This is a genomic window from Brevundimonas alba, from assembly GCF_011927945.1.
In the GTDB taxonomy this organism is placed as follows: Bacteria; Pseudomonadota; Alphaproteobacteria; order Caulobacterales; family Caulobacteraceae; genus Brevundimonas; species Brevundimonas alba.
The window spans coordinates 1,087,635-1,111,814 of record NZ_JAATJM010000001.1; the positions used below are offsets into that span (position 1 = coordinate 1,087,635).

Genomic DNA, 24,180 nt, shown 5'->3' on the forward strand with positions numbered 1-24,180 from the left:
TCAGAGCCTCGCCATTGTCATCATCTTCCGTTATCGGAGGCCATGACAGACATGAACACATCGGCCCTGAGCGGCCCGGCGGCGCTGGACCGCCTCGAAACCCTCTACAACGCAGCCGTCACCAACCTCCGCGAGGCGGTGCGGACTTTCCTCGCCACGGGCGAGCGGCCGGATGCCGAAGCGCGGGCCAAGGGCCTGTTCTCCTATCCCGAGCTGCGCGTCAGCTGGTTCGGCGACCGGCCCGCCAATCTGGCCAGCCGCGCTTACGCCCGCCTGTCCCGGCCCGGCGTCTATTCCACCACCATCACCCGGCCCGAGCTGTTCCGGCCCTATCTGACCGAGCAGCTGGCCCTGCTCGAAGCCGACTATGGCGCGACCTTCGACGTCGGCCCGTCGGAGCAGGAGATTCCCTTCCCCTATGTGATGGACGGCTCGGACGTGGCGCTGGACCGCAGCCAGACCGCCGCCGTCGCCCGCTACTTCCCGACGACCGACCTCGCCCACATCGGCGACGAAATCTCCGATGGCCTTTTCGACACGACGCAGGACTTTCCCCTGGCCCAGTTCGACGGCCTGCGAACCGACTTCTCGCTGGCCCGGCTGCGGCACTACACCGGCACGCCGGTCGAGGACGTCCAGTCCTACATCCTGTTCACCAACTACAACCGGTACGTCGACGAGTTCGTGCGCTGGGCCTGCGAGCAGGTGGCGGATCCGTCCAGCCCCTATGACCGGCTGGTCTGCGCCGGCGGCGTCGTGATCACCCGTGACACGCCCAATCCCGGCGAGATGGTCATGGATGCGGCCTGGAAGAAGCACCAGATGCCCGCCTATCACCTGACGGCGCCGGGCTGGAACGGCATCACCCTGGTCAACATCGGGGTCGGCCCGTCCAACGCCAAGACGATCTGCGACCACCTGGCGGTCACCCGGCCTCATGCGTGGATGATGATCGGCCACTGCGGCGGTCTGCGCGACAGCCAGACCATCGGCGACTATGTGCTGGCCCACGCCTATCTGCGCGAGGACCATGTGCTCGACGCCGTGCTGCCGCCGGACATCCCGATCCCGTCGATCGCCGAGGTCCAGCGCGCCCTCTACGACGCCGCCAAGATGGTCTCCGGCGCGCCGGGCGAAGAGGTCAAACGCCGGCTCCGCACCGGCACGGTGGTCACCACCGACGACCGGAACTGGGAGCTGCGCTACGCCAAATCCGCCCAGCGCTTCAACCAGAGCCGGGCCGTCGCCATCGACATGGAAAGCGCCACCATCGCCGCGCAGGGCTACCGGTTCCGGGTGCCCTACGGCACGCTGCTGTGCGTTTCGGACCGGCCCCTGCACGGCGAGATCAAGCTGCCGGGTCAGGCCAACCGCTTCTACGAGGGCTCGATTTCGGAGCATCTGCAGATCGGCATTCAGGCCGTGGACCTGCTTCGGGCCGAGGGCGCGCGCCTGCACTCCCGCAAGCTCCGCGCCTTCGACGAGCCGCCGTTCCGGTAGAATTCCAGGCAGCGGGGGGCCGATCCGTGGATAAAAGCTCTACAATTATCGCGGTCAGATCCTCGACAATCCGTTGCCAGATTATCGACACTGGCGACTGCCCGCCGGCGGCGAGCTAGCGCTTCAGCCGCTTCGCATTGGCGACTGCGGCGGCGTGGATCGGCGCCAAGGCGTCGGCCTGCAGCTTCAGCATGGTGGAGCCGAAGGCCCAGCCGTCGCTGACAGCCCGGCTCATGGCGGCGGTGACCCAGGCGCCTTGCGCCAGAGCCGCCTCGGCCGGGGTCGAGGCCTTGAGCACCGCACCCAGGGCGCCCTGCGCCGCCGCGGTCTCGCGGGCGACGGCGGCCGCGGTGGTCGCCGCCATGCCGACGGCCGTGTTCAGCCCCACGGTGGCCGAGGCCGTCAGGGCCTCGACCTTCTCGGAGCCCATCAGGCTCATTTCCAGAAGGTCGGCCTTCAAGGGATCACGAAACCCCTCGGCGACGATCTCCAGACGCCGGGCGATGACGTCGCCGGAGGCCTGCAGAAGTTCCTGGCCCGCGCGGGCGGTGCGGGCGGCCTGTTTGATCGGTGACATGGCGGAACCGTGCGCCGCGCCGCGGGCTACGGCAAGACCTCTGCCGTGAAGTCGGCCACGTCCTTCAGCAGGGCCGGAACCGCGACGTCGATGATCTCCTGCCCCTTCTCCGGGCTGGCCAGCAGCGGATCGGAGCCTATGCGGCCGTCGGGGAAGCGCGCCCGATAGTCCAGCGCGTCGCGGATAGGTCCAACGGGGGCGATCCGCGGCTCCATCGCCGCCGTCTTGACCAGATGCGGATAGGCGGCCTGGGTCACGGCGATCTCTGACGGCGTGGCGTGCATGCCGTGGCCGGTCGGGAACATGCGATTGCAGAAGCCGTGGACGCCCGGCAGGTCCCACCAATTACGCAGCTTCAGCACGAAGGGCGGCTGCTCCTCGACGAAGCTCCACTCGGCGTAGATTTCCGCGAAGGTCGCCTCGATGGTGGCGACGTTGCCGCCGTGACCGTTGAGGAAATAGATCCGCTCGAAGCCGTGCCGGCTCAGCGACGACACCCAGTCGGTGATCGCCGCCATGAAGGTCGAGGGCCGCAGGCTGATGGTGCCGGCGAAGGCCAGATGGTGCTGCGCCATGCCGATGTTGAAGGTCGGGGCGACGACCAGTTGTTCGTCCTGCCGCTCCGCCGCATGGGCGACGATCTCGGGGCACAGCCAGTCGGTGCCCAGCAAGCCCGTCGGCCCGTGCTGCTCGTTCGAGCCGATCGGAACGACGACCGTCTTCGTGGTCTTCAGCCGTGCATCGATTTCGGGCCAGGACGACAGGTGGATCAGCATGGGAAGGGTCTCCGACGGGTACTGCCCCGCGCTCTACGCCCTTCGTCCCTCCCCGTCACCCGGCAGGATCAGGGCGCGAAGGCCCGGATGAAACGCCGCGCCGTCTCCGCCGCCCGGGCGTCGCGGTCGAACGGCGGATGGGGCACGCCCAGAACGCCACGCAGATGCCCGTGGCCCAGCACCATGCCGGCGAACATCTCGGCCGCCGCGTCAGGGTCAGGCAGGGCAAGCGCGCCCGTCCGGTTCTGCTCCGCCAGCCATTCCGACAGACGACGCAGGCTTTCGCGCGGCCCGGCTTCGTAGATGGCCAGCGCCACCTCCGGGGCATGGGGCGACATCAGGGCCACGCCGCGCATCGAGGCCTTGCCGTCGTCGCCGCAGATCTTGTCCAGCAGCAGCGCGGCGAGCGTGGTCAGAACCGTTTGCGGATCACCGCCGGCGCGCAGGGGCGCATTGATGGCGTCGGAACGGCGGCTGGCCAGCGCGCGGCCGATCTCCAGCTTTGACGGGAACCGGTTGTAGAGCGTCTGGCGCGACACGCCCGCCCGCTTGGCGATGGCCTCCATCGACACCCCGCCCCCCTGTTCGGAGAACAGCACCGATGCCGCATCGAGAATGGCCTCGGTCTTGGTCTCGTCGACCTGTCCGCGAACGCGCGCCATCAGTGCGCCTCCACCGGCGGCGCTCCAGTCGGGATCTTCACCGGCCTCGCAAGAAGGGTGACGAAGGCGGCGAACGCGCAGCCGATGGCCAGCATGGCGAAGGCGTCGCCGAACGCCAGCGTCGTCGCCTGCAGGTTCAGCATCCCGTAGACCGCCTTCATCGCCGCGCCCGCGGGGTCCAGCGAGCCGGCGAACCGCTCCTGCATGGCCGCCAGCAATCCGACCATGCCGGAGTTGCTGTTGGTAATGTTCTGGGTCAGCTCGCTCATGTGCAGGGCGGTGTTGGTGGTCAGCGAGGTGTTGAGGATCGCCAGACCGAAGGCGCCGCCCACGTTGCGGAACAGGTTCACCAGCCCGGATGCGTTCTTGACCATGTGCGGCGGCAGGGTCGACATGGTCACCTGCTGCGAGGCGATCATGGCCATCATGACGCCGACGCCGCGCAGGGCCTGCACCCCGGCGAACTCCCAGAAGGCCCATTCGGTGGTGACGGCATGCGCGTCCCACATGGCCCAGGCGCACATCATGAAGCCGCTGAACATCAGGATGCGAGGGTCGACCAGCCGGACGAGCCGACCGGCGAACGGCGCGGTCAGGAACATGGCCAGCCCGGACACCACCATCGTCGTGCCGACCTCGGCGGAGGAGTAGCCGCGCACTCGCCCGAGGAAGAGCGGCAGGAGGAAGGTCCCGCCGAACAGGGCCGCGCCGACCGTGAAGGTCATCACCACCCCGACCATGAAGTTGCGGTTGGCGAAGGCGCGCAGTTCGACGATCGGATTGTAGTAGCTCAGCGCCCGCCAGACGAAGGCCGGGCCCGTGATCGCGGCGATGACGGCGAGGAACAGGATGTGGTCGTCGGCGAACCAGTCGTTCTTCGAGCCCTCTTCGAGCACGAACTGCATGCTCATCAGGAAGGTCGCCATCAAGGCCAGGCCCCACCAGTCGAAGCCCTTGGCCAGCGACGGGTCGCCCTTGTCGAAATTGGCGTAGCGGCCGACGAGGAACAGCACCAGCAGTCCCGGCGGCACATTGATGAAGAACAGCCAGCGCCAGCTCAGCTGCTCCGTCAGGTGGCCGCCCAGCGTCGGCCCCACGGTCGGCGCCAGCGTCACGATCAGGCCCATGATGACGCTGGCCGTGACCCGCTGCTTGGGGGGGAAGGCGGTGAAGGCGACGGCGAAGACGGTCGGGATCATGGCCCCGCCGACGAAGCCCTGGATCGCGCGGAAGAAGATCATCTGCTCGACCGAGCCGGACAGACCGACGGCCACGCTCATCAGCATGAAGCCGGCGCAGGAGGCGAGAAACACGTTCCGCGTCCCCCACAGTCGCGACAGATATCCCGACAGCGGGATCATCACGACCTCGGGGATCAGATAGGCGGTCTGGATCCAGCTGATCTCGTCGGCCGAGGCGCCCACGCCGGCCTGGATCTGGGGCAGGGACGAGGCGACGATCTGGATGTCGAGGATGGCCATGAACTGGCCGATCACCATGCCGGCGAAGCCGAGCAGCAGGACCGTCCAGTTGACCTTGGGCTCGCCGGCCGTGGTCGCGCCGGCGCCCATCGCGGGGGCGGCGGCGGTCACTGCGCGACGGGCCCCGCCACGGCTGCGGTCTGCACGGGCGCGGCGGCGGCCTCGGCGAAGGTCAGCGTGCCCGCGCTCTTCAGGTCGACCTTGACCTCGACCGACAGGCCGGGGCGCAGGGCTGCGCCCTCGCGCCGCTCTACGCGGATGCGGACCGGCACGCGCTGGGTGATCTTGGTGAAGTTGCCGGTGGCGTTCTCGACCGGGATCAGGGCGAACTCCGAACCCGTGGCCGGGGCGAAGCTCTCGATCCGGCCGGTCAGGGGCTGACCCTTGAAGGCGTCGGCCTTGATCTCGACGGTCTGGCCGAGGCGCAGCCGCCCGACCTGGGTCTCCTTGAAGTTGGCCACCACATAGGTGTCGCCCAGCGGCACGATCGACAGGATGGAGCCGCCCGGACGGACGTACTGGCCGACGCGCACGCCGCGGGCGCCGATGACGCCCGAAACCGGCGCGCGGATGACGGTGCGCTCGAGGGCGATGCGCGCCTTGTCGACGGCGGCGCGCGCCTGTTCGACCGTGGCCACCGACTGGGTGCGGGTCGAGCCCAGCACGCCGGCGGCGCGTTGTTCGGCGACCAGAGCGGCCTGCGCCTCGGCGACGGAGGCCTGGGCGGTGCGGACGCCTGCGCGTTCGGTCTCGATCCGCTGCTGGGACACCCAGCCCTTCTCGGCCAAGGCGCCGTAGCGGGCGACCTGCTGGCGGGCGAGGTCGGCCTGGGCCTGCGCTTGGCTGACGGCGGCGGCGCGGCTGGCGATCATCGCCTGTTCCTGCGCCGCGCGGGCGTCGACGTTCTGCACGCCGGCCTGAAGGGCGGACAGCTCGGCCTCGGCCTGCGCCAGATTGGCCCTGGCGTCGGCGTCGTCGAGCCGGATCAGCACCTGACCGGCCTCGACCCGCTGGTTGTCGGCGACCAGCACCTCGACCACATAGCCGTCGATCTGCGGGCTGACCTCGGTGGTGTCGGCCTGGACGAAGGCGTTCTCGGTGGCTTCCCACCGCTGCTTGCCCTGCCACCAGACGACGCCGCCCACGATCAGGGCCACGCCCACCACGCCGGCGACGATCAGGGGGAGGCGCTTCTTGAGAGCGGGATTCAGGGCCATTGCGGATCTCGGAGAAAAGCGTTCGGGGAGGAACGGCTGCATAAATGGACAGAACTGTCCAAAAATCAACTCCGCTTGTTCGTGCGCTGCAACACGTCATGTTTCGGCCCGTTAAGGACCGCGATGACCGACCACCTCCCCGCCTCTCTCGACATCGCCGTGATCGGCGCCGGCGCCGCCGGACTGGCGGCGGCCCGCCTGTTGTCGCGCCATCCGCTCGACGTCGCCGTGCTGGAAGCGCGGGACCGTGTCGGCGGCCGCGCCCACACCGTCGGCTTCGAAAGTTATGGCTTGGACATGGGCTGCGGCTGGCTGCATTCCGCCGACGAGAATCCGTTGGCATCCATGGTCGAGCCCGCGGGCCTGACCGTCGACCGCACCCGTCCGCCGTGGGAGAGCCAGGCCTTCAATCACGAGATGTCGCCGGGTGAGCAGGCAGCCTTTCGCGAAGACTTCGCCGCCTTCGAGGAACGGGTCGCCGAGGCCGCGGCGCGAGGTCGGGAGGGCCCCGCCTCGACCCTCTTCGATCCGGACAGCCGCTGGAACGCCCGGATCGACGCCATCTCGGGCGCGCTGAACGGCGCCCGCTTCGCCGAGGTCTCGATCCTCGACTACGACGCCTATCGCGACACCGGGGTGAACTGGCGGGTGGTCGAAGGCTACGGCCGTCTGATCGAGCGGCTGGGGCAGGGCGTTCCGGTGGTGTTCGGTTGTCCGGTCACCCGCATCGACCGTTCCGGACCGGTGCTGCGGCTCGAAACCGGCAGGGGCGCGGTGGAGGCGCGGGCAGTGATCCTCACCCTGCCCACGGACCTGATCGCGGCGGAGGCCATCCGTTTCGATCCGCCGCTGCCGGAGCTGATCGAGACCGCCTCCAGTCTTCCGCTCGGCCTCGCCTCCAAGCTGCACATGACCGTGACGGGCGCGGAGGACTTTCCCAAAGACAGCCAGCTCTGGGGCCGCTCCGACACCCCCGACACCGCCGGCTACCATCTGCGCCCGTTCGGCCGGCCGATGATCGAGGGATGGTTCGGCGGCGACATCGCCCGCCAGCTCGAGGCCGAGGGCGAGGCCGCCTTCTTCGCCTTCGCCACCGACGAACTGGTCAGTCTGCTCGGCTCCGGCATGCGCCGGCGGCTCGCCCCGGTCGCCACCTCCATGTGGGGCGCGGATTCGTGGTCCCGGGGCGCCTATTCCCACGCCCTGCCGGGCCATGCCGGCGACCGCGCGCGGCTCAAGGCGCCTATCGAGAACCGCATCTTCCTTGCCGGTGAAGCGACGTCCGACGGGTTCTACGGCACCGCCCACGGCGCCTGGATCGAGGGAGAGCGGGCGGCGCGGGAGGCGCTAACGGCGCTCGGCCTTGACGCTGGTCCTGAGCCCGGCGACGACGAGGCATGAAGCCGTCCAAGGCCTTGTCGAAGAGCCGCACGAAAACCCTGCGGAATCCCGCGCCGAAACGTCCCGCCGTCCTGACCGGGCCGGTCGTGCCGGTGCTCGGCTGGCCGCCAGACGAAGATCGGGTCGAGGCCGTCTTCGAGCGGCTGTCGCGGACCATGCCCGATCCGAAGACCGAGCTGAATTTCTCCAGCCCCTTCACCCTCGTCGTCGCCGTCGCCCTGTCGGCGCAGGCCACGGACGTTTCGGTCAACAAGGCCACCGACCGGCTGTTCGCCGTCGCCGATACGCCGGAGACCATGCTCGCGCTGGGCGAGGAGGGGCTGATCCCCTTCATCTCCTCGATCGGCCTCTACCGCGGCAAGGCGCGCAACGTCATCGCCCTGAGCCGGCTCGTGCTGGAGCAGCACGGGGGCGAGGTTCCGCTGAACCGGGAGGCGCTGCAGGCCCTCCCCGGCGTCGGTCGCAAGACCGCGAGCGTAGTGCTGAACGAGCTCGGCATCGAGCCGGCCATCGCCGTCGACACCCATGTGTTCCGCGTCTCGCACCGGCTCGGCCTCGCCAACGCCGCGACGCCGGACAAGGTCGAGGCCCAGCTGCACCGGATCGTGCCGGAGGAATGGCTGCCCAAGGCTCACCACTGGCTGATCCTGCACGGCCGCTACACCTGCACGGCGCGGAAGCCGAAATGCAGCGGCTGCGTGATCAGCGACCTCTGCCCCTCACGAGCCGGTTTGCAGGCCTTGGGGGATGCGGGCTAGAGCCGCGCCCGCACCGCCTCAGCGAAACGGCGTCCGCCGTCGGGCGCCGAGCCGAGATAGAAGTCCGGCTCGATCAGCTCGGCCTCCATCAGCAGCCATTCGCCGCCCGGCCCCTGCGCCATGTCGATACGGGCGTAGAGCAGGTCCTCGTCGATGGCGGCGAGCGTCTTCTGCGCCAGAGCCAGCGCGCCTGCGGACGGCTCAGGCAGGGCCGAATATTGGCCCCCGAACTGGACCTGGATGCGGAATTCGCCGGCGACGGGCCGCTTGTTGACCACGTGGCTCAACGCGCCGCCGAAGAACAGCAGCGAGGTTTCGCCCTCGCTCTCGATCGACGGCAAATAGGGCTGGATCATCGCCGGTCCCTCCGGCGCGCCGCTCAGGGGTTCGCCCCGCGACAGCCGCAGCGTCTTCCATGCCCCGCCCGAGACGCGCGGTTTGACGATGACCGTCTCCGCCCCGAAGCGTTCGAAGGCGGCGTCGACATCCGCCTGCGTCACGGCCTCCACCCAGACCGTGGGCGGGATCGCCACGCCCTTGTCGGCCAGCCGGCCCAGATAGGATTTGTCCGAATTCCAGCCGATCACCTCGGCCGGGTTCAGCATCTGCACCCCCGCCGCCTGCCATGTCTCGCAAGCCTGCATCCAGCGTCCGTGGTCGCGGTGGTAGCCCCAGACGATCAGGGGCAGCACCAGCGGATGGCCGGTCAGGCCGGAAGCGTCCTCGACGTGCTCTGTCCACGGGCTCGGCTCGACGGTGATCCCCGCCGTCGCCAGGGCGCCGGCCAGCCGCTCGAGCACGGTGGGCCACTGGCCGGCATAGGAGGAGTCGGCGGGATCGGGGGTCAGGACGGCGATACGGGTCATGGCCCGGTCATTCGCCGGAAAGCCGGGTCTTCGCAACTCCGCTTTGCTTGTGCGCCCACAAGGTGCGCCGCTGGCCATTCGGGGCGCCAGCGGCTATGGGCGCGCCCATGACCCAAGCCCCCACCTACGACGTCTGCGCCGTCGGCAACGCCATCGTCGACGTCCTCGCCCCCAGCGACGCTGCCTTCCTTGACGCCCAGGGACTGACCGCCGGTTCGATGCAGCTGGTGGACGCCGCCCGCAGCGCAGCGCTCTACGAGGCGATGGCGGCTGGGGTGGAGGCCTCGGGCGGCTCGGCGGGCAACACCGTGGCCGGCGTCGGCTCGTTCGGCGGCCGCGCGGCCTATATCGGCAAGGTCGCCGACGATCAGCTGGGCGGCGTCTTCAGCCACGACATCCGCGCCGCCGGCGTCCATTTCGAAACGGCTCCCCTGCGCAACGGCGCCGCCTCCGGCCTCGCCACCGGCGTCTGCATGATCAACGTCACGCCCGACGGCCAGCGCACCATGTGCACCTTCCTCGGCGCCGCCAATCAGCTGGAGGCCGCGGACATCGACGCCGCCCTGATCGGCGCCTCGGCCATCGTCTATCTCGAGGGTTATCTGTTCGATCCGGCTCCGGCCCGCGCCGCCTTCGAAGCCGCCGCCGCCGCGGCCCACGCCGCGGGCCGCAAGGTCGCCATCACCCTGTCGGACAGTTTCGTGGTTCACCGCTGGCGGGCTGAACTTCTCGCCTTCATCGAGGCCTCGGCCGACATCGTCCTCGCCAACGAGGCCGAGCTGACCGCCCTGTTCGAAACCGACGACTTCGACGCCGCCGCCGCCCGTCTCGCCTCCATCGTCGAGGTCGCCGCCGTGACCCGGGGCGCCGAAGGTTCGGTGGTCCTCTCGGGCGACGAGCAGGTCGCCGTCGCCGCCTTCCCGGTCGACAAGGTGGTCGACACCACGGGCGCCGGCGATCAGTACGCGGCGGGTTTCCTGCTCGGCCTTTCCCGGGGCCTTACGCTGGAGGAAGCCGGCCGGCTCGGATCGCTGGCCGCCTCGGAAGTCATCGCCCACTGGGGCCCTCGTCCGATGACCCCCCTTCGCGAGCTGGCGCAGAGCGCGGGCCTGACGCTCGGCGGCTGACTTCGCCATCCGCCTGAATTTTCTGTCATTAGTCTCCCCTTAGCCTCCACTGCGGCAGGCTGTCCGTCGCGCCAGAACGGCGTATGGGGCGGGGGAGAGCATGACAGCCGTTGCGAGCGACTGGCGCCGTCTGGTCTTGCGCCGTCTGCTGCCCCTGCTCGCCATCAGCGTGGCGGTGGCGCTGGTGTCTCTCGCGGCTGTCGCATGGACGAGTTTCGGCTCCCTGACAGCGATCTGGCCCACAAACGCCCTGATCCTTCTCGCCATTCTGCGCGGTCCCCGCGAGCGATTCTGGACCTTCGGCGTCTGCACCGGCTCCTACATCGCGATGGCGGCCCCGATCATGTACGCCGGCGCGCCCCTGATCGGGGCCATGATCATCGCCCTGACCAATATTCTGGAGATCGCGACCGCCGTCTGGTTGCTTGGCGCCTTCCGCTTGATGGACAGGGATCTGACCCGGCCGACCACCCTCGTCGGCTTCCTGCTCTGCGCCGCCGTCATCGCGCCGGCCGCCGGGGCGGGCGCGGCGACTCCTCTGGTCGCCGGTCTCGGCGGCGGCGCGGCGGCGCAGGTGTGGTGGGACTACTGGTCCGCCGACGCGCTCGGCGTGATGATCCTGGTGCCCTTCGGCATGGTGTTGACTCGCGAACACCTCAGCCGGCTGGCGCGCAGCCGCGACCTGATCCAGGCCGCCGGCCTGCTCGCCGCCCTCGCTGTCGGCTGTTTCCTGCTGGTCCGTTCGGATGCGACCCAGCTCGCTCTGCTGACGCCGCTGGCGATCCTCGCCACCCTTCGCTTCGGCGCCCTCGGCGCGGCGGGTTCGGTACTCTGGGCCGGTCTGATCGCCATCGCCCTGAACCTCACCGGTTTCGGCACCGTCGCCGCTGACAGTCCCGACATCCGGGCCGAGCTGTTCAATCTCCAGATCGGCCTGGCCATGCTGCCCCTCGCCACCCTGCCGGTCGCCGCCGTCCTCGCCGAGCGGGACCGCGCTGCCCGAGCCGCCCAGGCCGCCGACCGGGCCAAGTCCGAATTCCTCGCCAATATGAGCCACGAGATCCGCACGCCCCTGAACGGCGTCGTCGGCATGTCCGGCCTGTTGTCCCAGAGCGCCTCCAGCCCTCGGGAGCGCGAGATCGCCTGCGTGATACACGCCTCCGGCCTGACTCTCGAAAGGCTGCTGTCCGACGTGCTGGACCTAGCCCGCATGGAAGCCGGCGGCCTCGATCTCCGGACCGAGACCTTTGACCTCGGCGAGACGCTTAGACTGGCGGTCGGCCTCGCCTCGGAACAGGCGGCGGGCAAGCCACTGACCATCGAAGGCGAAATCGCGCCAGAAGCGGACACGCGGCGGCTCGGGGATGCCGCGCGCGTTCGTCAGGTCGTTTCGACCCTGCTGTCCAACGCGGTCAAATTCACCGACGCGGGCCAGATACGGCTGATAGCCGCCGCTGACGGCGATTACATTCGGCTGACGGTGTCGGACACGGGCTGTGGCTTCGATCCCGCCCACAAGGCCGAGGTCTTCGGACGCTTCCAGCAGGCGGACGGCTCCATCACCCGCCGTCACGACGGCGCCGGCATGGGGCTGGCGATCGCCCGCCACGTCGTCGAACGCATGGGTGGATCACTCGACGCCGAAAGCGTGCCGGGCGAAGGCTCTGTCTTCACCGCGATCCTGCCGCTGGGCCTGCCCGCTGCGAAGGCGTCCACGCCGCTCCAAGCGCCTTCCGAGCTGGCGGAAGGTCGCCCGCTCCGGATCCTTCTGGCCGACGACCATCCGACGAACCGGAAGGTGGTCGAACTCATCCTCGCCCAGGCCGACATCGACCTGATCCAGGTCGAGAACGGCGCCGAGGCTGTCGACGCGTTCAGGGCCGCGCCGTTCGATCTGGTCCTGATGGACATGCAGATGCCCGTGATGGACGGCCTCACCGCCGTGCGCGCGATCCGGGCTCACGAAGCGGTTTCCGCCCTGCCGCGCAGGCCGATCCTGATGCTGACCGCCAACGCCCTGCCCGAACACGCGGAGGCCAGTCTGGCCGCCGGGGCCGACCAGCACCTGACCAAGCCGATCACGCCGCCGGACCTCTTCGCCGCGATCGAGCAGGCCCTGTCGTCGGCGCCCGAGGCCTTGGCCGCCTAGGGCCGACGGATCGTCACATAGAGGGCGCCGTCTCCGCCGTGGCGGCGTGCGGCCGGCGCGAAGCCGGAGACGACGCTACGCAGGCCGGGGCTTTGCAGCCATTCGTGGACCGAGGCCCGGATCACACCGCCGCCCCGTCTGCCTTGACCCGTGATCACCAGCACAGAGCGATAGCCGCGCATCTGCGCCATCGTGAGGAAGGCGGTCAGCGCGTCCTGCGCCTGAAAACGGCCGAAGCCGTGCAGGTCGATCCGCGCCTCGATCGGATCGCGTTCGCGCGAGAGGCGGCGTTGACGGCGGGGCTCCAGTTCTTCGGGGAGACCCCGCGGACGCCCCGGCGCCGAAACGGGTGGCGCATAGGGCGGCGGCACCGGGCGGGCCTTGCCCGATCCCGTCGACAGCGGCGCCGGCGGCGGTTCGGGATCAACGGCTCCGGGAACGATGCGGGCCGGCTTCTTGCGCCGGGAGGGCGTCACCGATCCCGCCACCCTCGCCCAGATACGCCGGTCTTCCGGGCTCAGGTCGTCGCGCCGGCTCATGTCGTGCCGGGGGCGTTTCCGTCCGTGTCCTCGTCGGAACCCGGGTCCTGCGGTCCGGGAGTCTGGATCAGCAGATCGCCCGGCTGGCAGTTCAGCTCACGACAAAGGGCGTCGAGCGTCGTGAAGCGAATGGCCCTCGCCTTGCCCGTCTTCAGGATCGACAGATTGGCCAGGGTCACGCCTACGCGGTCGGCCAGCTCCGTCAGCGACATGCGCCGTTCGAGAAGGATGCGGTCAAGCTGTACGCGGATTGCCATTTGAAACTCTCTATACCGGCGCGCGTGGGGACGGAAAGCCGTCGCCGCCTTGTCAGATGGTCAGTTCGGCCTCGCGGCGCAGGCGCGCGCCCTCGGCGAAGATTTCGGCGATCACCACGACGATGACGACCGCGAAGGATGGGGTGATCAGGTCGAACAGGCTGGGCGTCGGCATGGCGCCGCGCACGAAGCGGGCGACCAGGAACTGGCCGGCCCAGACGCCGAGCATCACCGAGGCGAAGGCCGCACCGATCTGATGCAGCCGGCGCACGTTCACGGGGTGAAAGGGGTCGTCCGCGCGCAGTGTCCCCACGATGCGGGCCAGAAGGCGGAAGATCAGGGCGGAGATGCCGAGGTAGGCGAATGCGGCGGTGGCGACCAGCAGCACATAGGCCCAGGGCAGAGGGATGACGATGGCGTCCTCGCCCTCGCCGGCGGTCACCACAGGGGTGCCGAAAAGCTTCAGCGCCAGAACCGCGGTGGGCACCAGAACGGCGCCCGCGGCCAGGATCCAGAAAGCGACGGTGCAGACCGTGCTCGCCAGGCGCGAGATCGAGACGAAATTCAGAAGTGGCAGGGAGGGGGTGCTTATCCCGAGCGGTTTCGTCTTCGGGAACGGCATACGGCCTCGTTCAGGCCGGAAGTCCAGGCGAGGATGCCGCGCGGGGTCCGGCGAACCCACACGCGGTCTTATTCTTCGCGTTTGTCATGCAAATCGTCAAAGCTCCGGTGAGCCGATTGGAAATCACAGGGCCTGGACGAGGGTGGCGACGAGCGCGGTCGGCAGGGCGGCGAGCAGGAAGGCGTTCAGGAAGCCGTGGCCAACCTTTTCGATGAAGTAGGAAGCGTTCATGGTGTTCATTGTCGTTCTCTGTTGATCCTGAGTGAGGGATGTTTTCACCCCTCGTTCGTTGTACCGCTGCATCGATTTTGCCGGTTTGGCTTCGATCGGGGAACGTTGCGGCGTCCGTCCTTGGGTTAATAGATAGGCCGTGCGCGGCAGGAAGTCATGTTACATATCGTTTAACGATATTAAACTTTGGCAATGGATCGTTACAGAGCGCGTGATCGGTATGAAGTTGAAGCTTATCAAAGGGATGCGGATCGTCGCGGCGACGCACAACCCCGGCAAGGTGCCTGAGATCGAGGCCTTGCTGGGCGGACATTACGAGGTGGTCACCGCCGCGGCGCTGAATCTGCCCGAGCCGGAGGAAACGGAAACCACGTTTGTCGGAAATGCCCTGCTCAAGGCGCGGCACGCGGCGGACCGGGCCGGCGAAGTGGCGCTGGCGGACGATTCCGGCCTGTCGGTGGCGGCGCTCGGCGGTGCTCCGGGCATCTTCTCCGCCCGCTGGGCCGGGCCAGACAAGGATTTCGCCTTCGCCATGCGTCGCGTCGAAGAACGGCTGGACGAGGCAGGCGCAGATGATCGGCGGGCATGGTTCACCTCGGCTCTGGCCGTGGCCTGGCCGGATGGACCCGCCGTGGTGGTCGAGGGTCGGGTCGAGGGGCGGTTAACCTTCCCGCCACGCGGCGACCGGGGCTTCGGCTACGACCCGATCTTCATTCCGGACGGCTATGACCAGACCTTCGGCGAACTGGACCCGAAGCTGAAGGATTCCATCAGCCATCGCGCCCGGGCATTCGAGAAGCTCAAGGCCGCGCTGATTGACTGATCCGTTTCGCGACCCCGGGACGGACGTCGCCCTGTACGTCCACTGGCCCTACTGCGCCCGGATCTGTCCCTACTGCGACTTCAACGTCGTCAGGGATCGTGGCCGCGACACCGAGCAGGCGGCGCTGGTGGGTGCCATCCTGTCCGATATGGAGGCGCAGGCTGCGCTGACCGGCCCCCGGCGCCTTGCCTCCATCTTCTTCGGCGGGGGGACGCCCTCCTTGATGGCCCCGGAAGCGGTGGCGGCGGTGATCGACAGGGCGCGGGCCCTGTTCGCCCCCACGAGCCCCATCGAGATCACGCTCGAGGCCAACCCCACAGACGCTGAAGCCGATCGTTTCGCCGCGCTTGCGGCCGCAGGGGTCAACCGGCTGTCGATGGGGGTGCAGGCGCTGGACGATGCGGCGCTGGCGTTTCTCGGCCGCAACCACTCCGCCGACGAGGCGCGGCGCGCTGTAGCGGTGGCCGGCCGCGCGTTCGACCGTTTGTCGATCGACCTGATCTATGCGCGTCCCGACCAGACGGTGGCGAACTGGACCGCCGAGCTGACCGAGGCGCTGGACCTCGGTTTCGAGCACGTCTCGCCCTATCAGCTGACCATCGAGCCCACGACCGCTTTCGGCCGGGCGGTGGCCCGAGGGGCGTGGACGCCGCCGGATGAAGATCTCTCGGCGGCCCTCTACGAGACGACTCAGGCGGTCCTCGAAGCCGCCGGTTTCGAGGCCTACGAAGTCTCCAATCATGCCCGTGGCGTCACGACCCGCTCGGCTCACAACCTCCACGTCTGGCGAGGCGGCGATTACATCGGCGTGGGCCCCGGGGCCCACGGGCGGCTGACGCTGGAGGGCGTTCGGACCGCGACGGTCGCCCATCGCGGGATCGGAGACTACATCCCGGGCGTCGGGGCAGGCGCGCCCTGGGTCAGCCGCGAGCCGCTCGATCCTGCCGCCGCGGCGGAGGAGCGGATCCTGCTCGGCCTGCGGACCGTCGAAGGCGTCGGGATCGAAGATCTGGCGGCTCTGGGCCTTTCCGGCGATCCGGGCACGCTGGCCAGTCTGATCGCCGACGGCTTCCTGGCCCGAAACGGAGAGCGGGTGGTCGCCACATCGACCGGACGCCCGGTTCTGGATGGCGTGCTCCGGGCCCTCCTCACCTGACGGTGCGACTTCACGGAACCTCCACGCCTGATTGAAGCTTGTGCTGGCTCGCGCCGCTTCGCGGTCCGGGGAGTGTCGTTTGCGTATCGTCATGTTTGTGAAGCGGCACTGGCCTTTTCTGCTGGTGGTGCTGGAGTTGGTCACCATCGCGGCCCTGACCGGCTTCATCGCGGCGACGCCGGTCGGCTAGGCCGCCCTTGAGTGCGCATCGCGCGGCTGGCACGGTCTCGCCGATGCCCGATCCGTCTGCCTTTCCCCCGACCGCTCCGCCGCCGCGCCCGGTTGCGCCGGGCCTCTATCTGGTGGCGACGCCGATCGGGAACCTGCGCGACATGACGTTGAGGGCCCTCGACGTCCTCGCCGCCGCCGATCTGGTTCTCGCCGAGGACACCCGCGTCACGGCCAAACTGCTGTCCGCTTACGGGTTGAAGGCCAGGCTGGAGCGCTGCGACGATCATGCCTCGCCCCGCGCTGCCGAACTGGCCATCGAGCGGCTGCGCGACGGCGCCGTGGTGGCGCTCGTATCCGACGCCGGCACGCCGCTGGTCAGCGACCCCGGCTTCGTTGTGGCCCGGGCCGTGATCGCCGAGGGGTTGCCGGTTCATCCGATCCCCGGACCCTCCAGTCTACTGGCGGCCCTTTGCATCGCCGGCCTGCCGGCGGACCGGGTGCTGTTCGCCGGCTTTCTGCCGCCGAAGTCGGGCGCCCGCCGTGCGGCGCTGGAGGACCTGCGGACGGGCCGACAGACGCTGGTCTTCTTCGAGAGCGGGCCGCGTCTGGCCGACAGCCTCGCAGACATGGCCGCGGTGCTCGGCGCTCGTCCGGCGGCCGTGGCCCGCGAACTGACCAAGCTCTACGAGGAGTGCATCCGCGGCTCCCTGTCCGATCTCGCCACCGACCCGCGCTGTCAGTCGCCCAAGGGCGAGATCGTCATCGTCATAGGACCGGGCGAGATCGAGGTCGCTTCCGAAGCCGACGCCGACGCAGCCCTGGCCGAGGCCATGACCCGGCTCCCGCCCGGCGAGGCGGCCGCGGAGGTTTCCAAGGCGCTGAACCTGCCGCGCAAGCCGCTCTACAAGCGGGCCCTGGAGCTGCAAGGCCGGTGAGCGGCGCCCGGACCCCGGTTCGCCTGAAGGCGCCGAGGGTCGTTGTGGCGAAGCGCGGCTGGCGGGTGTCGCTCGGCGCCCTGTCGCATCGGGAGGGCCATCGCTCCGAATGGCTGGCGGCCCTGCTGCTGATGAGCCGCGGCTATCAGCTGCTCGGCTTCCGGCTGAAGACGCGCGCGGGAGAGATCGACATCCTCGCGCGGCGGGGCCGCACCCTGGCGGTGGTGGAGGTTAAACGGCGCGCCACCCTGGAACTCGCGCTCACCGCCCTGACGGCCAAACAGTACGAACGGCTGTTGGCCGCGGGTCGCGCTGTGTTGCGTCAAAGACCCAGCTTGGCCGGGCATCTGCTCAGAATCGATATGGTGGCGCTGGCTCCGGGACGGCTTCCGCGTCATCGTCGGGGTGTAGAGCCGTTCGGGAGGGAGCGGGCGTGACGCGCGACGAAGCCGAAACCGTACTGATGGAGGCCGGTCAGGCCGACGACGGGGCGTTTCCGCTGCTCGAGGCCGCGATCGCCTGCGCCATCCACGACTACCCCTTCCGCGATCCGGAGCCGGTCAGGACGCTGGCGCACAACGCCGCCGAGCGGCTGGCCGAGCGGGTCGGCAGCGAAGGCCCCGATGACGCCCTGGCGGAAACCATGGCCGCCGATCTGCGGCTCAACGGCGACCTGCTGAACTACGACCATCCGGGCAACACCGATGTGATCGACGTCGCCGAGCGGCGGCGGGGCCTGTCGGCGACGCTGGCGATCTTCTATCTCGACGCCGCCCGGCGGGCCGGCGTGAAGGCGCAGGGCGTCGACTTCCCGGGCCACTTCCTGCTGCGCGTCGAAACGCCCGAGGGGCCGGTGGCGCTGGATCCCTTTAGCCAGGGACGGCTGGTGCTGCCGTCGGAACTGACCCGGCGGGCGCTCCGGGCCGGGCTGACGCCGCATGTCGCCGACCGGCTGGACGTGCTGATGGCCCCGGTCAGCGACCGGCAGGCCCTGCTGCGGCTGCAGAACGTGCTGTTCAGCCGCGCCATCCGGTCACAGGACTATGAGGGCGCGGAGCGTTCCGCCCTGCGCCGTGCGCTGCTCGATCCGGAAGATCACCGGCCCTGGCTCGATGTCGCCGCGGCCCGTGAAAAGCAGGGCGCGCTGGCCGGGGCCCTGGAGGCCCTGTCGCGCGCCCGCACGCTGGACGAGCCGACCGATGTGCATCGCCGCATGTCCGTCGATCGGGTGCGTCTGCAGCTCAACTAGGCTTGCGCCCCGCCGTCCGGCTGCCCATTAGCCAAGCTCCCACCGCGCGGAAGGACAGGGCATGCTGAGAGTCGCGATCCAGATGGACCCCATCGAGGCGGTCAACATCGAGTCCGACACGACCTTCCTGCAGGCGATGGAGGCCCAGAACCGCGGCTATCCGCTGTGGGTCTACGACTTCCGCACCCTGGCGCTGGAGGACGGAGAGTTGTTCTGCCGCGCCCGGCCAGTGACCCTGCGCCAGACTGTCGGCGATCACGTCAGCTTCGGCGACGAGGTGAAGCTGAATCTCGGGGACGATGTCGACGTCATCCTGATGCGGCAGGACCCTCCGTTCGACATGGCCTATGTCACCGCAACCTATCTGCTGGAGACGGTGCATCCGAAAACGCTGGTGGTGAACGACCCTGCCGAGGTGCGTTCGGCGCCCGAGAAGCTGCTGGTCACCCACTTCCCCGGCCTCACCCCGCCGACGCTGATCTCGTCGGACCCGGTCGCCCTCGCCGACTTCCATCGCCGTCATGGCGAGGTGGTCCTGAAGCCGCTGCACGGCGCCGCGGGCTCGGGCGTGGTGCGTCTGAAGGCGGACGATCCCAATCTGGATGCACTGGTCGAGATCCACGCCATGGGCTCGCGCGATCCGCTGGTGATCCAGAAATTCCTCCCTGCCGTGTCGAAGGGCGACAAGCGGATCATCCTGATTGACGGCGAGCCGGTCGGGGCCATCAACCGTATCCCGGCCAAGGATCAGGTGCGGTCCAACCTGCGCGTCGGCGGCACCGCCGCGCCCGTCGAACTGACCGAACGCGACCGCGAGATCTGCGCCGCCATCGGCCCGACTCTGAAGGCGCGGGGGCTGATCTTCGTCGGCATCGATGTGATCGGCGACTGGATGACCGAGATCAACGTCACCTCGCCGACGGGAGCCCAGCAGCTGAAGCGCTTCACCGGCGTGGATGCGGCGGCGCTGATGTGGGACGCTATCGAGCAAAAACGGCTCGCGTAACGCCGCTCTTGTAAAGCTGTCTGGTTCATGGTTCGTTCTCCCTGCGGATTGCGGGAGGGCGGCCGATGGTGGCCAGCGTCGTGACAGTGGCGTTCGAGGGCGTGGACGCCCGGCGCGTGGACGTGCAGGTCCAGCAGCTGTCCAGCGATCAGCCGTCCTTCACCGTCGTCGGTCTGGCCGACAAGGCGGTGGCCGAGAGCCGCGAGCGGGTCCGCGGAGCCTTCGCCGGCATCGGTCTGGCCATGCCGTCGAAGCGGATCATCGCCAATCTCGCGCCCGCTGATCTGCCCAAGGAGGGTAGCCATTTCGACCTGCCGATCGCCCTGGCCCTGCTCGCCTCGATGGGCGTCATTCCCGCCGACGCGCTGGCCGGATGGGCCGCCGTGGGCGAACTGGGGCTGGACGGGCAGATCGCGCCGGTGGGCGGGACGCTCCCCGCCGCCGTGGCCGCCGACGCCATGGGGCTGGGTCTGATCTGTCCTGAGGCGAATGGCCCTGAAGCGGCCTGGGCGGGTGACGTCGCCGTGCTGGCGCCCCGATCGCTGATCGGGCTGGTCAACCATTTCAAGGGCGTGCAGGTGCTGCGCCGGCCCGAGCCGGGCGCCATGCGGTCCGGCGACCGCGTGCCTGACCTGCGCGAGGTCAAGGGACAGGAGAGCGCCAAGCGGGCGCTGGAGATCGCGGCGGCGGGCGGCCACAACCTGTTGTTCGTGGGTCCGCCCGGCTCGGGCAAGTCGATGATGGCGGCGCGGCTGCCCGGCCTGCTGCCGCCGCTGACGCCGAAGGAACTGCTGGAGACCTCGATGGTCTGGTCGGTGGCGGGCCTGATCGAGCGCGGGGCCCTGACCCGCGACCGGCCGTTCCGCTCCCCGCACCATTCGGCGTCCATGGCGGCCCTGACCGGCGGCGGGCTCCGCGCCAAGCCGGGCGAGGCCTCGCTGGCGCACAATGGCGTTCTCTTTCTCGACGAACTGCCGGAGTATTCGGCGCAGGCGCTCGACTCGCTGCGCCAGCCGCTTGAGACGGGCGAGATCGTCGTGGCGAGGGCCAATGCCCATGTCCGCTACCCAGCCCGTTTCCAGCTGGTGGCGGCGATGAACCCCTGCCGCTGCGGCATGGGCGGCGGCGGCAAGGGGGCCTGCGGCAAGGCGCCCCGCTGCCAGCGCGACTATCAGAACCGCATCTCCGGCCCGATGTTCGACCGCATCGACCTGACCGTGGAAACCCCGCCGGTCACCGCCGCCGACATGGCTCTGCCGCCGCCCGCCGAAGGCACGGCCGAGGCGGCCGCCCGCGTCCACGCCGCCCGCGCCATGCAGCAGGACCGGCTGCGCGCCGCCGGCATCGATCCGGACACCGCCTACGATCAGGCGATCAACGCTCGCGCCTCGGGTGAGACGCTGGACAGGTTCGCGACGCCGGACGAGGCCGGTCGCGCCCTGCTGATGAGGGCCGGAGAGGGCGGCGGGCTGACGGCGCGCGGCTGGACCCGGACGTTGAGGCTGGCGCGGACCATCGCCGACCTCGACGGCTGCGACGGCGTGCTGCGCCGGCACATCGCCGAGGCGCTGGTCCACCGTCGCTCCACCGTCGGCGCACAGGCGGACTTCGAACGGCAGGACGGAGGCCGCGCCGACCGCCGCACCGAGACACCGGCGTTCTGACCGATAGCCTTCCTTAACCCACTGGATTGAACCAGCCTTAAGACATTGCCGCGCATGGTTACCGCCCAAGGGGACGGTGATGGCGCGCAAGACGAAACCGGCGACGGACATGGCGAAACCGGAGGCCGCGGCGGCCGAGGGCGCCGAACATCAGTTCCTGCGCCTGATGAGCCACGAAATGCGAACGCCGCTGAACGGCGTCATCGGCATGCTCGGCCTGTTGCAGCGGACCCGTCTCGACGGCGCCCAGCGCGCCTATGCCGAGGCGGCGCGGTCCTCGGCCGAGCATCTGCTGGGTCTCGTCAACGATCTTCTGGACTATGCCCGCCTCGAGGCCGACCGGCTGGAGTTCGACGCCGCCTCGGTCGATCTGGAGACGCTGGTGCGTGGCGTGGCCGAACTGCTCAGCCCGAAGGCCCACGACAAGGGGCTGGAGATCGCCTGGTCGGTCGCGCCTGACGCCATCGACGTCATGGCCGACGAGGGCCGTCTGCGGCAGGTGCTGTTCAATCTCGCCGGCAATGCGGTGAAATTCACCGAGACCGGTGGCGTCCGCATCTCGGTCGAGCGCGCCGGCGGATCGGTGAAACGGCCGAAGCTGGCCTTCATCGTCGATGACACGGGGCCCGGCGTGCCGGCCGAGGCGCGTGGGCGGATCTTCGAAGAGTTCGGCCACGTCGACGCCTCGGATGCGAGCCGCTTCGGCGGCGCGGGTCTCGGTCTGGCGGTGGTCCGCAAGCTGGCCGACGCCATGGGCGGAACCGTCAGCGTCGCCGACCGCCCCGACGGCCCCGGCGCGCGTTTCCGCTTCGAAGCCGCCTTCCCGGTGGTCAAGGGCGCGGAGCGGGTCCTGTCGCTGGGCGGGCAGACCGTCGCGGTTACCAGCCCCGACCCCTTTGTGCGCGCCGCAGCCGCGGCCCAGATCGAGGCGTCGGGCGGGGCCGTGGCGACCAAGGCGCCGGTCGTCCTGATCGATCATGCGGCCAGACAGGCCGGACAGGGCATGGTGTCCCGCCCCTCCGATGCGCGCGCCATCGTGTTGCTCAAGCCGTCGGAGCGCGACCTGATCGCCCGCTACCGGTCGGCGGGATTCCAGGGCTATCTGATCAAGCCCCTGCGGCGGGGATCGCTGGCCGAGCGGGTGCTGGCGGCTTCGGGCGCCCAGCAGGCGATGCAACCCGGACCGCCCCCTCCGCCGCCTGAGGACGACCGCGTCGCCCTGACCCGGTTCTCGGGAATCCGGGTGCTGCTGGTCGAGGACAATCCGGTCGGGGCCCTGCTCGCCGCGACCCTGCTGCGCCGCGAGGGCTGCGCCGTCGAGACCGCCGCCAGCGGCCATGAGGCGCTCGATGCCTTGAAGCGCGCCCGCTACGACCTCGTCTTCATGGACATGCGGATGCCGGGCATGGACGGCCCCAGCGCCGCCCGGGCCATTCGCGCCCGGGGCGACGAGACGCCCATCGTGGCCCTGACCGCCAACGCCTTTGCTGAAGACCGCCGGGCCTGCCTTGAGGCCGGGATGGACGACCATCTGGTCAAGCCGCTGGAGCTCGACGCCCTGCGCGCCGCACTGGCCCGCTGGACGAACCGCGCGGACCGCGCCAAGGTCGCCGTCGCATAACGGCGCCGGGGGGCGTCGCGAGGGACGCACCGATGACTGACAGCTCCACGGCCGCCGCGCCGCGCAAGGCGACCACGAAGGATGTCTTCAAGGCGCTGGGCCGCGGCCGCGTCCTGATCACCCTGCTGCTGGGCTTCGGTTCCGGCCTGCCCTTCCTGCTGACGGGGGCGACGCTCAGCCTCTGGCTGGCGGAAGGCGACGTGGCCCTGTCCGCCATCGGCTTCATCTCCTGGGTCGGCCTCGCCTATTCGTTCAAATTCCTGTGGGCCCCGGTGGTGGACCGGTTCGACGTTCCGCTCCTCGGCCGGTTCGGGCGGCGGCGTGGCTGGATGTTGCTGTCCCAGATTCTCGTCGGCGCCGCCCTGATCGCCATGGCCATCATCGGTCCCGAAGGGGGACTGACGGCGCTGGGCACGGCCGCGCTCGTCACCGCCTTCGCCTCGGCGACCCAGGACATCGTCGTTGACGCCTGGCGGATCGAGACCGCGGAGGACGACGAAGACCTGAGCCTTCTGACCTCGGCCTATCAGCTGGGGTACCGGTTCGCGATCCTGGCGGGCAATGCGCTGATCCTGTTCTTCGCGACATGGTTCGGCTGGAACGGCGCCTACGGCATCTGGGGCGCGGCCATGTCCATCGCCGTCATCGCGACGCTGTTCGCCAAGGAGCCGCTGGATCGGTCCGACATCGCCAAGGCCACGGGCGGGGCCGCGCCGTGGACGCTGCGCGGGATGTTCGATGCGGTGGTTGGGCCCTTCGTCAACTTCGTGAAGACGCACAAGACCGCGGCCCTGCTGATGCTGGCGGCGATCAGCCTGTATCGGCTGCCGGACTTCGTCATGGGGCCGATGGTGGGGCCGTTCTACATCGAACTGGGTCTGACCAAGGAGGCGATCGGGGCGATGCGACTGAGCTTCGGTCTGGCAGGCTCGATCGCCGGCATCGCGGCTGGGGGCCTGTGCGCGCTGCGGTTTGGCTTCGGCCGGACGCTGCTGCTGGGCGCCTTCATCGGTCCGATGTCCAACCTGGGCTATACGCTGATGGCGCTGGCGGGGCTGTCGACGCCGATGTTCGCGAGCGTCCTCTTTGTCGAGAATTTCAGCGAGGGTTTGGCCGGCGCGGCTCTCGTCGCCTACATGTCGAGCCTGACCGGCATCGGCTATACGGCGACCCAGTACGCCCTGCTCAGCTCCTTCTACGCCCTGCTCGGCAAGTTCCTGAAAGGCTTCTCGGGCGTGGTCGTCGAGTGGCTGCAGCAGGGGCACGAGCAGATGGTCGCCTTCGCCCTGTTCTTCGCCGGCACGGCGGCGGTCGGCATTCCGGCCGTCATCCTGTGCTGGCTGCTGGACCGCCGGAACCGCCGGCTGAAGGCGGAGCTCGGGGCGACCTGAG

At 69.5% G+C, this 24,180-nt stretch carries 23 protein-coding genes; 14 read left to right on the forward strand and 9 right to left on the reverse strand.

Features of this window, described 5'->3' with window-relative positions; genetic code table 11:
• The first annotated feature begins 42 nt into the window (after positions 1-42).
• Positions 43-1,500, forward strand: a complete 1,458-nt coding sequence (locus tag GGQ87_RS05405) for an AMP nucleosidase (RefSeq protein WP_209282397.1) — start codon at positions 43-45, stop codon at positions 1,498-1,500.
• Positions 1,501-1,615: 115 nt separating this feature from the next.
• Here GGQ87_RS05405 and GGQ87_RS05410 read toward each other — a convergent pair whose 3' ends face one another.
• The 5 genes from GGQ87_RS05410 to GGQ87_RS05430 all read right to left on the reverse strand — a co-directional run bounded on the left by GGQ87_RS05410 (position 1,616) and on the right by GGQ87_RS05430 (position 6,213).
• Positions 1,616-2,077, reverse strand: coding sequence for a hypothetical protein (locus tag GGQ87_RS05410; RefSeq protein ID WP_168045658.1), 462 nt, complete (start codon positions 2,075-2,077; stop codon positions 1,616-1,618).
• Between the two features lie 26 nt (positions 2,078-2,103).
• Positions 2,104-2,853 carry a creatininase family protein gene (locus GGQ87_RS05415; protein WP_168045659.1) on the reverse strand — a complete coding sequence of 250 codons (750 nt, stop codon included), beginning with the start codon at positions 2,851-2,853 and terminating at the stop codon, positions 2,104-2,106.
• 68 nt (positions 2,854-2,921) lie between these two features.
• Entirely contained in the window at positions 2,922-3,515 is a 594-nt protein-coding gene (locus tag GGQ87_RS05420; protein WP_168045660.1) for a TetR/AcrR family transcriptional regulator, read from the reverse strand.
• Positions 3,515-5,086, reverse strand: a complete 1,572-nt coding sequence (locus tag GGQ87_RS05425; protein ID WP_168047350.1) for a DHA2 family efflux MFS transporter permease subunit — start codon at positions 5,084-5,086, stop codon at positions 3,515-3,517. Before GGQ87_RS05425 ends, GGQ87_RS05420 begins: the two co-directional genes overlap by 1 nt.
• Before the next feature lie 17 nt (positions 5,087-5,103).
• Positions 5,104-6,213 carry an HlyD family secretion protein gene (locus tag GGQ87_RS05430; RefSeq protein WP_168045661.1) on the reverse strand — a complete coding sequence of 370 codons (1,110 nt, stop codon included), beginning with the start codon at positions 6,211-6,213 and terminating at the stop codon, positions 5,104-5,106.
• Positions 6,214-6,336: 123 nt separating this feature from the next.
• Between GGQ87_RS05430 and GGQ87_RS05435 the strand changes: the two genes are divergently transcribed.
• On the forward strand, positions 6,337-7,614 hold the full coding sequence (locus GGQ87_RS05435; protein WP_168045662.1) for a flavin monoamine oxidase family protein: 1,278 nt from the start codon (positions 6,337-6,339) through the stop codon (positions 7,612-7,614).
• A complete protein-coding gene (gene nth / locus GGQ87_RS05440; protein WP_168045663.1) occupies positions 7,611-8,372 on the forward strand; it encodes an endonuclease III in 762 nt (253 codons plus the stop codon). The genes GGQ87_RS05435 and nth overlap by 4 nt, the downstream gene beginning before the upstream one ends.
• Here the strand turns inward: nth and GGQ87_RS05445 are convergent.
• Entirely contained in the window at positions 8,369-9,238 is an 870-nt protein-coding gene (locus tag GGQ87_RS05445; RefSeq protein WP_168045664.1) for an ATP-grasp domain-containing protein, read from the reverse strand. The genes nth and GGQ87_RS05445 overlap by 4 nt on opposite strands.
• Positions 9,239-9,345: 107 nt before the next feature.
• On the opposite strand from GGQ87_RS05445, the gene GGQ87_RS05450 reads away from it, so the two are divergent.
• On the forward strand, positions 9,346-10,365 hold the full coding sequence (locus tag GGQ87_RS05450; protein ID WP_168045665.1) for an adenosine kinase: 1,020 nt from the start codon (positions 9,346-9,348) through the stop codon (positions 10,363-10,365).
• 100 nt (positions 10,366-10,465) lie between these two features.
• A complete protein-coding gene (locus GGQ87_RS05455) occupies positions 10,466-12,514 on the forward strand; it encodes an ATP-binding protein (protein WP_168045666.1) in 2,049 nt (682 codons plus the stop codon).
• Here GGQ87_RS05455 and GGQ87_RS05460 read toward each other — a convergent pair.
• The 3 genes from GGQ87_RS05460 to GGQ87_RS05470 are packed head-to-tail and all read right to left on the reverse strand — an operon-like array spanning position 12,511 to position 13,932.
• The gene (locus GGQ87_RS05460; protein WP_168045667.1) at positions 12,511-13,053 is read right to left on the reverse strand and encodes a Smr/MutS family protein; all 543 of its coding nucleotides are present in this window, start codon (positions 13,051-13,053) and stop codon (positions 12,511-12,513) included. The genes GGQ87_RS05455 and GGQ87_RS05460 overlap by 4 nt on opposite strands.
• Positions 13,050-13,310 carry a helix-turn-helix domain-containing protein gene (locus GGQ87_RS05465; RefSeq protein WP_168045668.1) on the reverse strand — a complete coding sequence of 87 codons (261 nt, stop codon included), beginning with the start codon at positions 13,308-13,310 and terminating at the stop codon, positions 13,050-13,052. The genes GGQ87_RS05460 and GGQ87_RS05465 overlap by 4 nt, the downstream gene beginning before the upstream one ends.
• A 52-nt stretch (positions 13,311-13,362) precedes the next feature.
• Entirely contained in the window at positions 13,363-13,932 is a 570-nt protein-coding gene (locus tag GGQ87_RS05470; RefSeq protein WP_168045669.1) for a DUF2975 domain-containing protein, read from the reverse strand.
• A 451-nt stretch (positions 13,933-14,383) separates the two neighbouring features.
• Here GGQ87_RS05470 and rdgB point away from each other — a divergent pair, with 451 nt between their 5' ends.
• The 9 genes from rdgB (at position 14,384) to GGQ87_RS05515 (ending at position 24,179) form a co-directional block, all read left to right on the forward strand.
• The gene (gene rdgB / locus GGQ87_RS05475) at positions 14,384-14,986 is read left to right on the forward strand and encodes an RdgB/HAM1 family non-canonical purine NTP pyrophosphatase (protein ID WP_168047352.1); all 603 of its coding nucleotides are present in this window, start codon (positions 14,384-14,386) and stop codon (positions 14,984-14,986) included.
• On the forward strand, positions 14,979-16,142 hold the full coding sequence (gene hemW, locus GGQ87_RS05480) for a radical SAM family heme chaperone HemW (protein ID WP_168045670.1): 1,164 nt from the start codon (positions 14,979-14,981) through the stop codon (positions 16,140-16,142). The genes rdgB and hemW overlap by 8 nt, the downstream gene beginning before the upstream one ends.
• Before the next feature lie 233 nt (positions 16,143-16,375).
• The gene (rsmI, locus tag GGQ87_RS05485; RefSeq protein ID WP_168045671.1) at positions 16,376-17,248 is read left to right on the forward strand and encodes a 16S rRNA (cytidine(1402)-2'-O)-methyltransferase; all 873 of its coding nucleotides are present in this window, start codon (positions 16,376-16,378) and stop codon (positions 17,246-17,248) included.
• On the forward strand, positions 17,245-17,685 hold the full coding sequence (locus GGQ87_RS05490) for a YraN family protein (protein WP_425339268.1): 441 nt from the start codon (positions 17,245-17,247) through the stop codon (positions 17,683-17,685). The genes rsmI and GGQ87_RS05490 overlap by 4 nt, the downstream gene beginning before the upstream one ends.
• On the forward strand, positions 17,682-18,497 hold the full coding sequence (locus GGQ87_RS05495) for a transglutaminase family protein (protein WP_168045672.1): 816 nt from the start codon (positions 17,682-17,684) through the stop codon (positions 18,495-18,497). Before GGQ87_RS05490 ends, GGQ87_RS05495 begins: the two co-directional genes overlap by 4 nt.
• Before the next feature lie 61 nt (positions 18,498-18,558).
• Positions 18,559-19,503: a glutathione synthase gene (gene gshB, locus GGQ87_RS05500; protein ID WP_168045673.1), complete on the forward strand. Its 945-nt coding sequence runs from the start codon at positions 18,559-18,561 to the stop codon at positions 19,501-19,503.
• A gap of 65 nt (positions 19,504-19,568) precedes the next feature.
• Positions 19,569-21,167, forward strand: a complete 1,599-nt coding sequence (locus GGQ87_RS05505) for a YifB family Mg chelatase-like AAA ATPase (RefSeq protein ID WP_168045674.1) — start codon at positions 19,569-19,571, stop codon at positions 21,165-21,167.
• Positions 21,168-21,246: 79 nt separating this feature from the next.
• Complete coding sequence (locus GGQ87_RS05510) at positions 21,247-22,788, forward strand: response regulator (protein WP_168045675.1); 1,542 nt, start codon at positions 21,247-21,249, stop codon at positions 22,786-22,788.
• 32 nt (positions 22,789-22,820) lie between these two features.
• The gene (locus GGQ87_RS05515) at positions 22,821-24,179 is read left to right on the forward strand and encodes an AmpG family muropeptide MFS transporter (RefSeq protein ID WP_168045676.1); all 1,359 of its coding nucleotides are present in this window, start codon (positions 22,821-22,823) and stop codon (positions 24,177-24,179) included.
• Position 24,180: the final 1 nt, after the last annotated feature.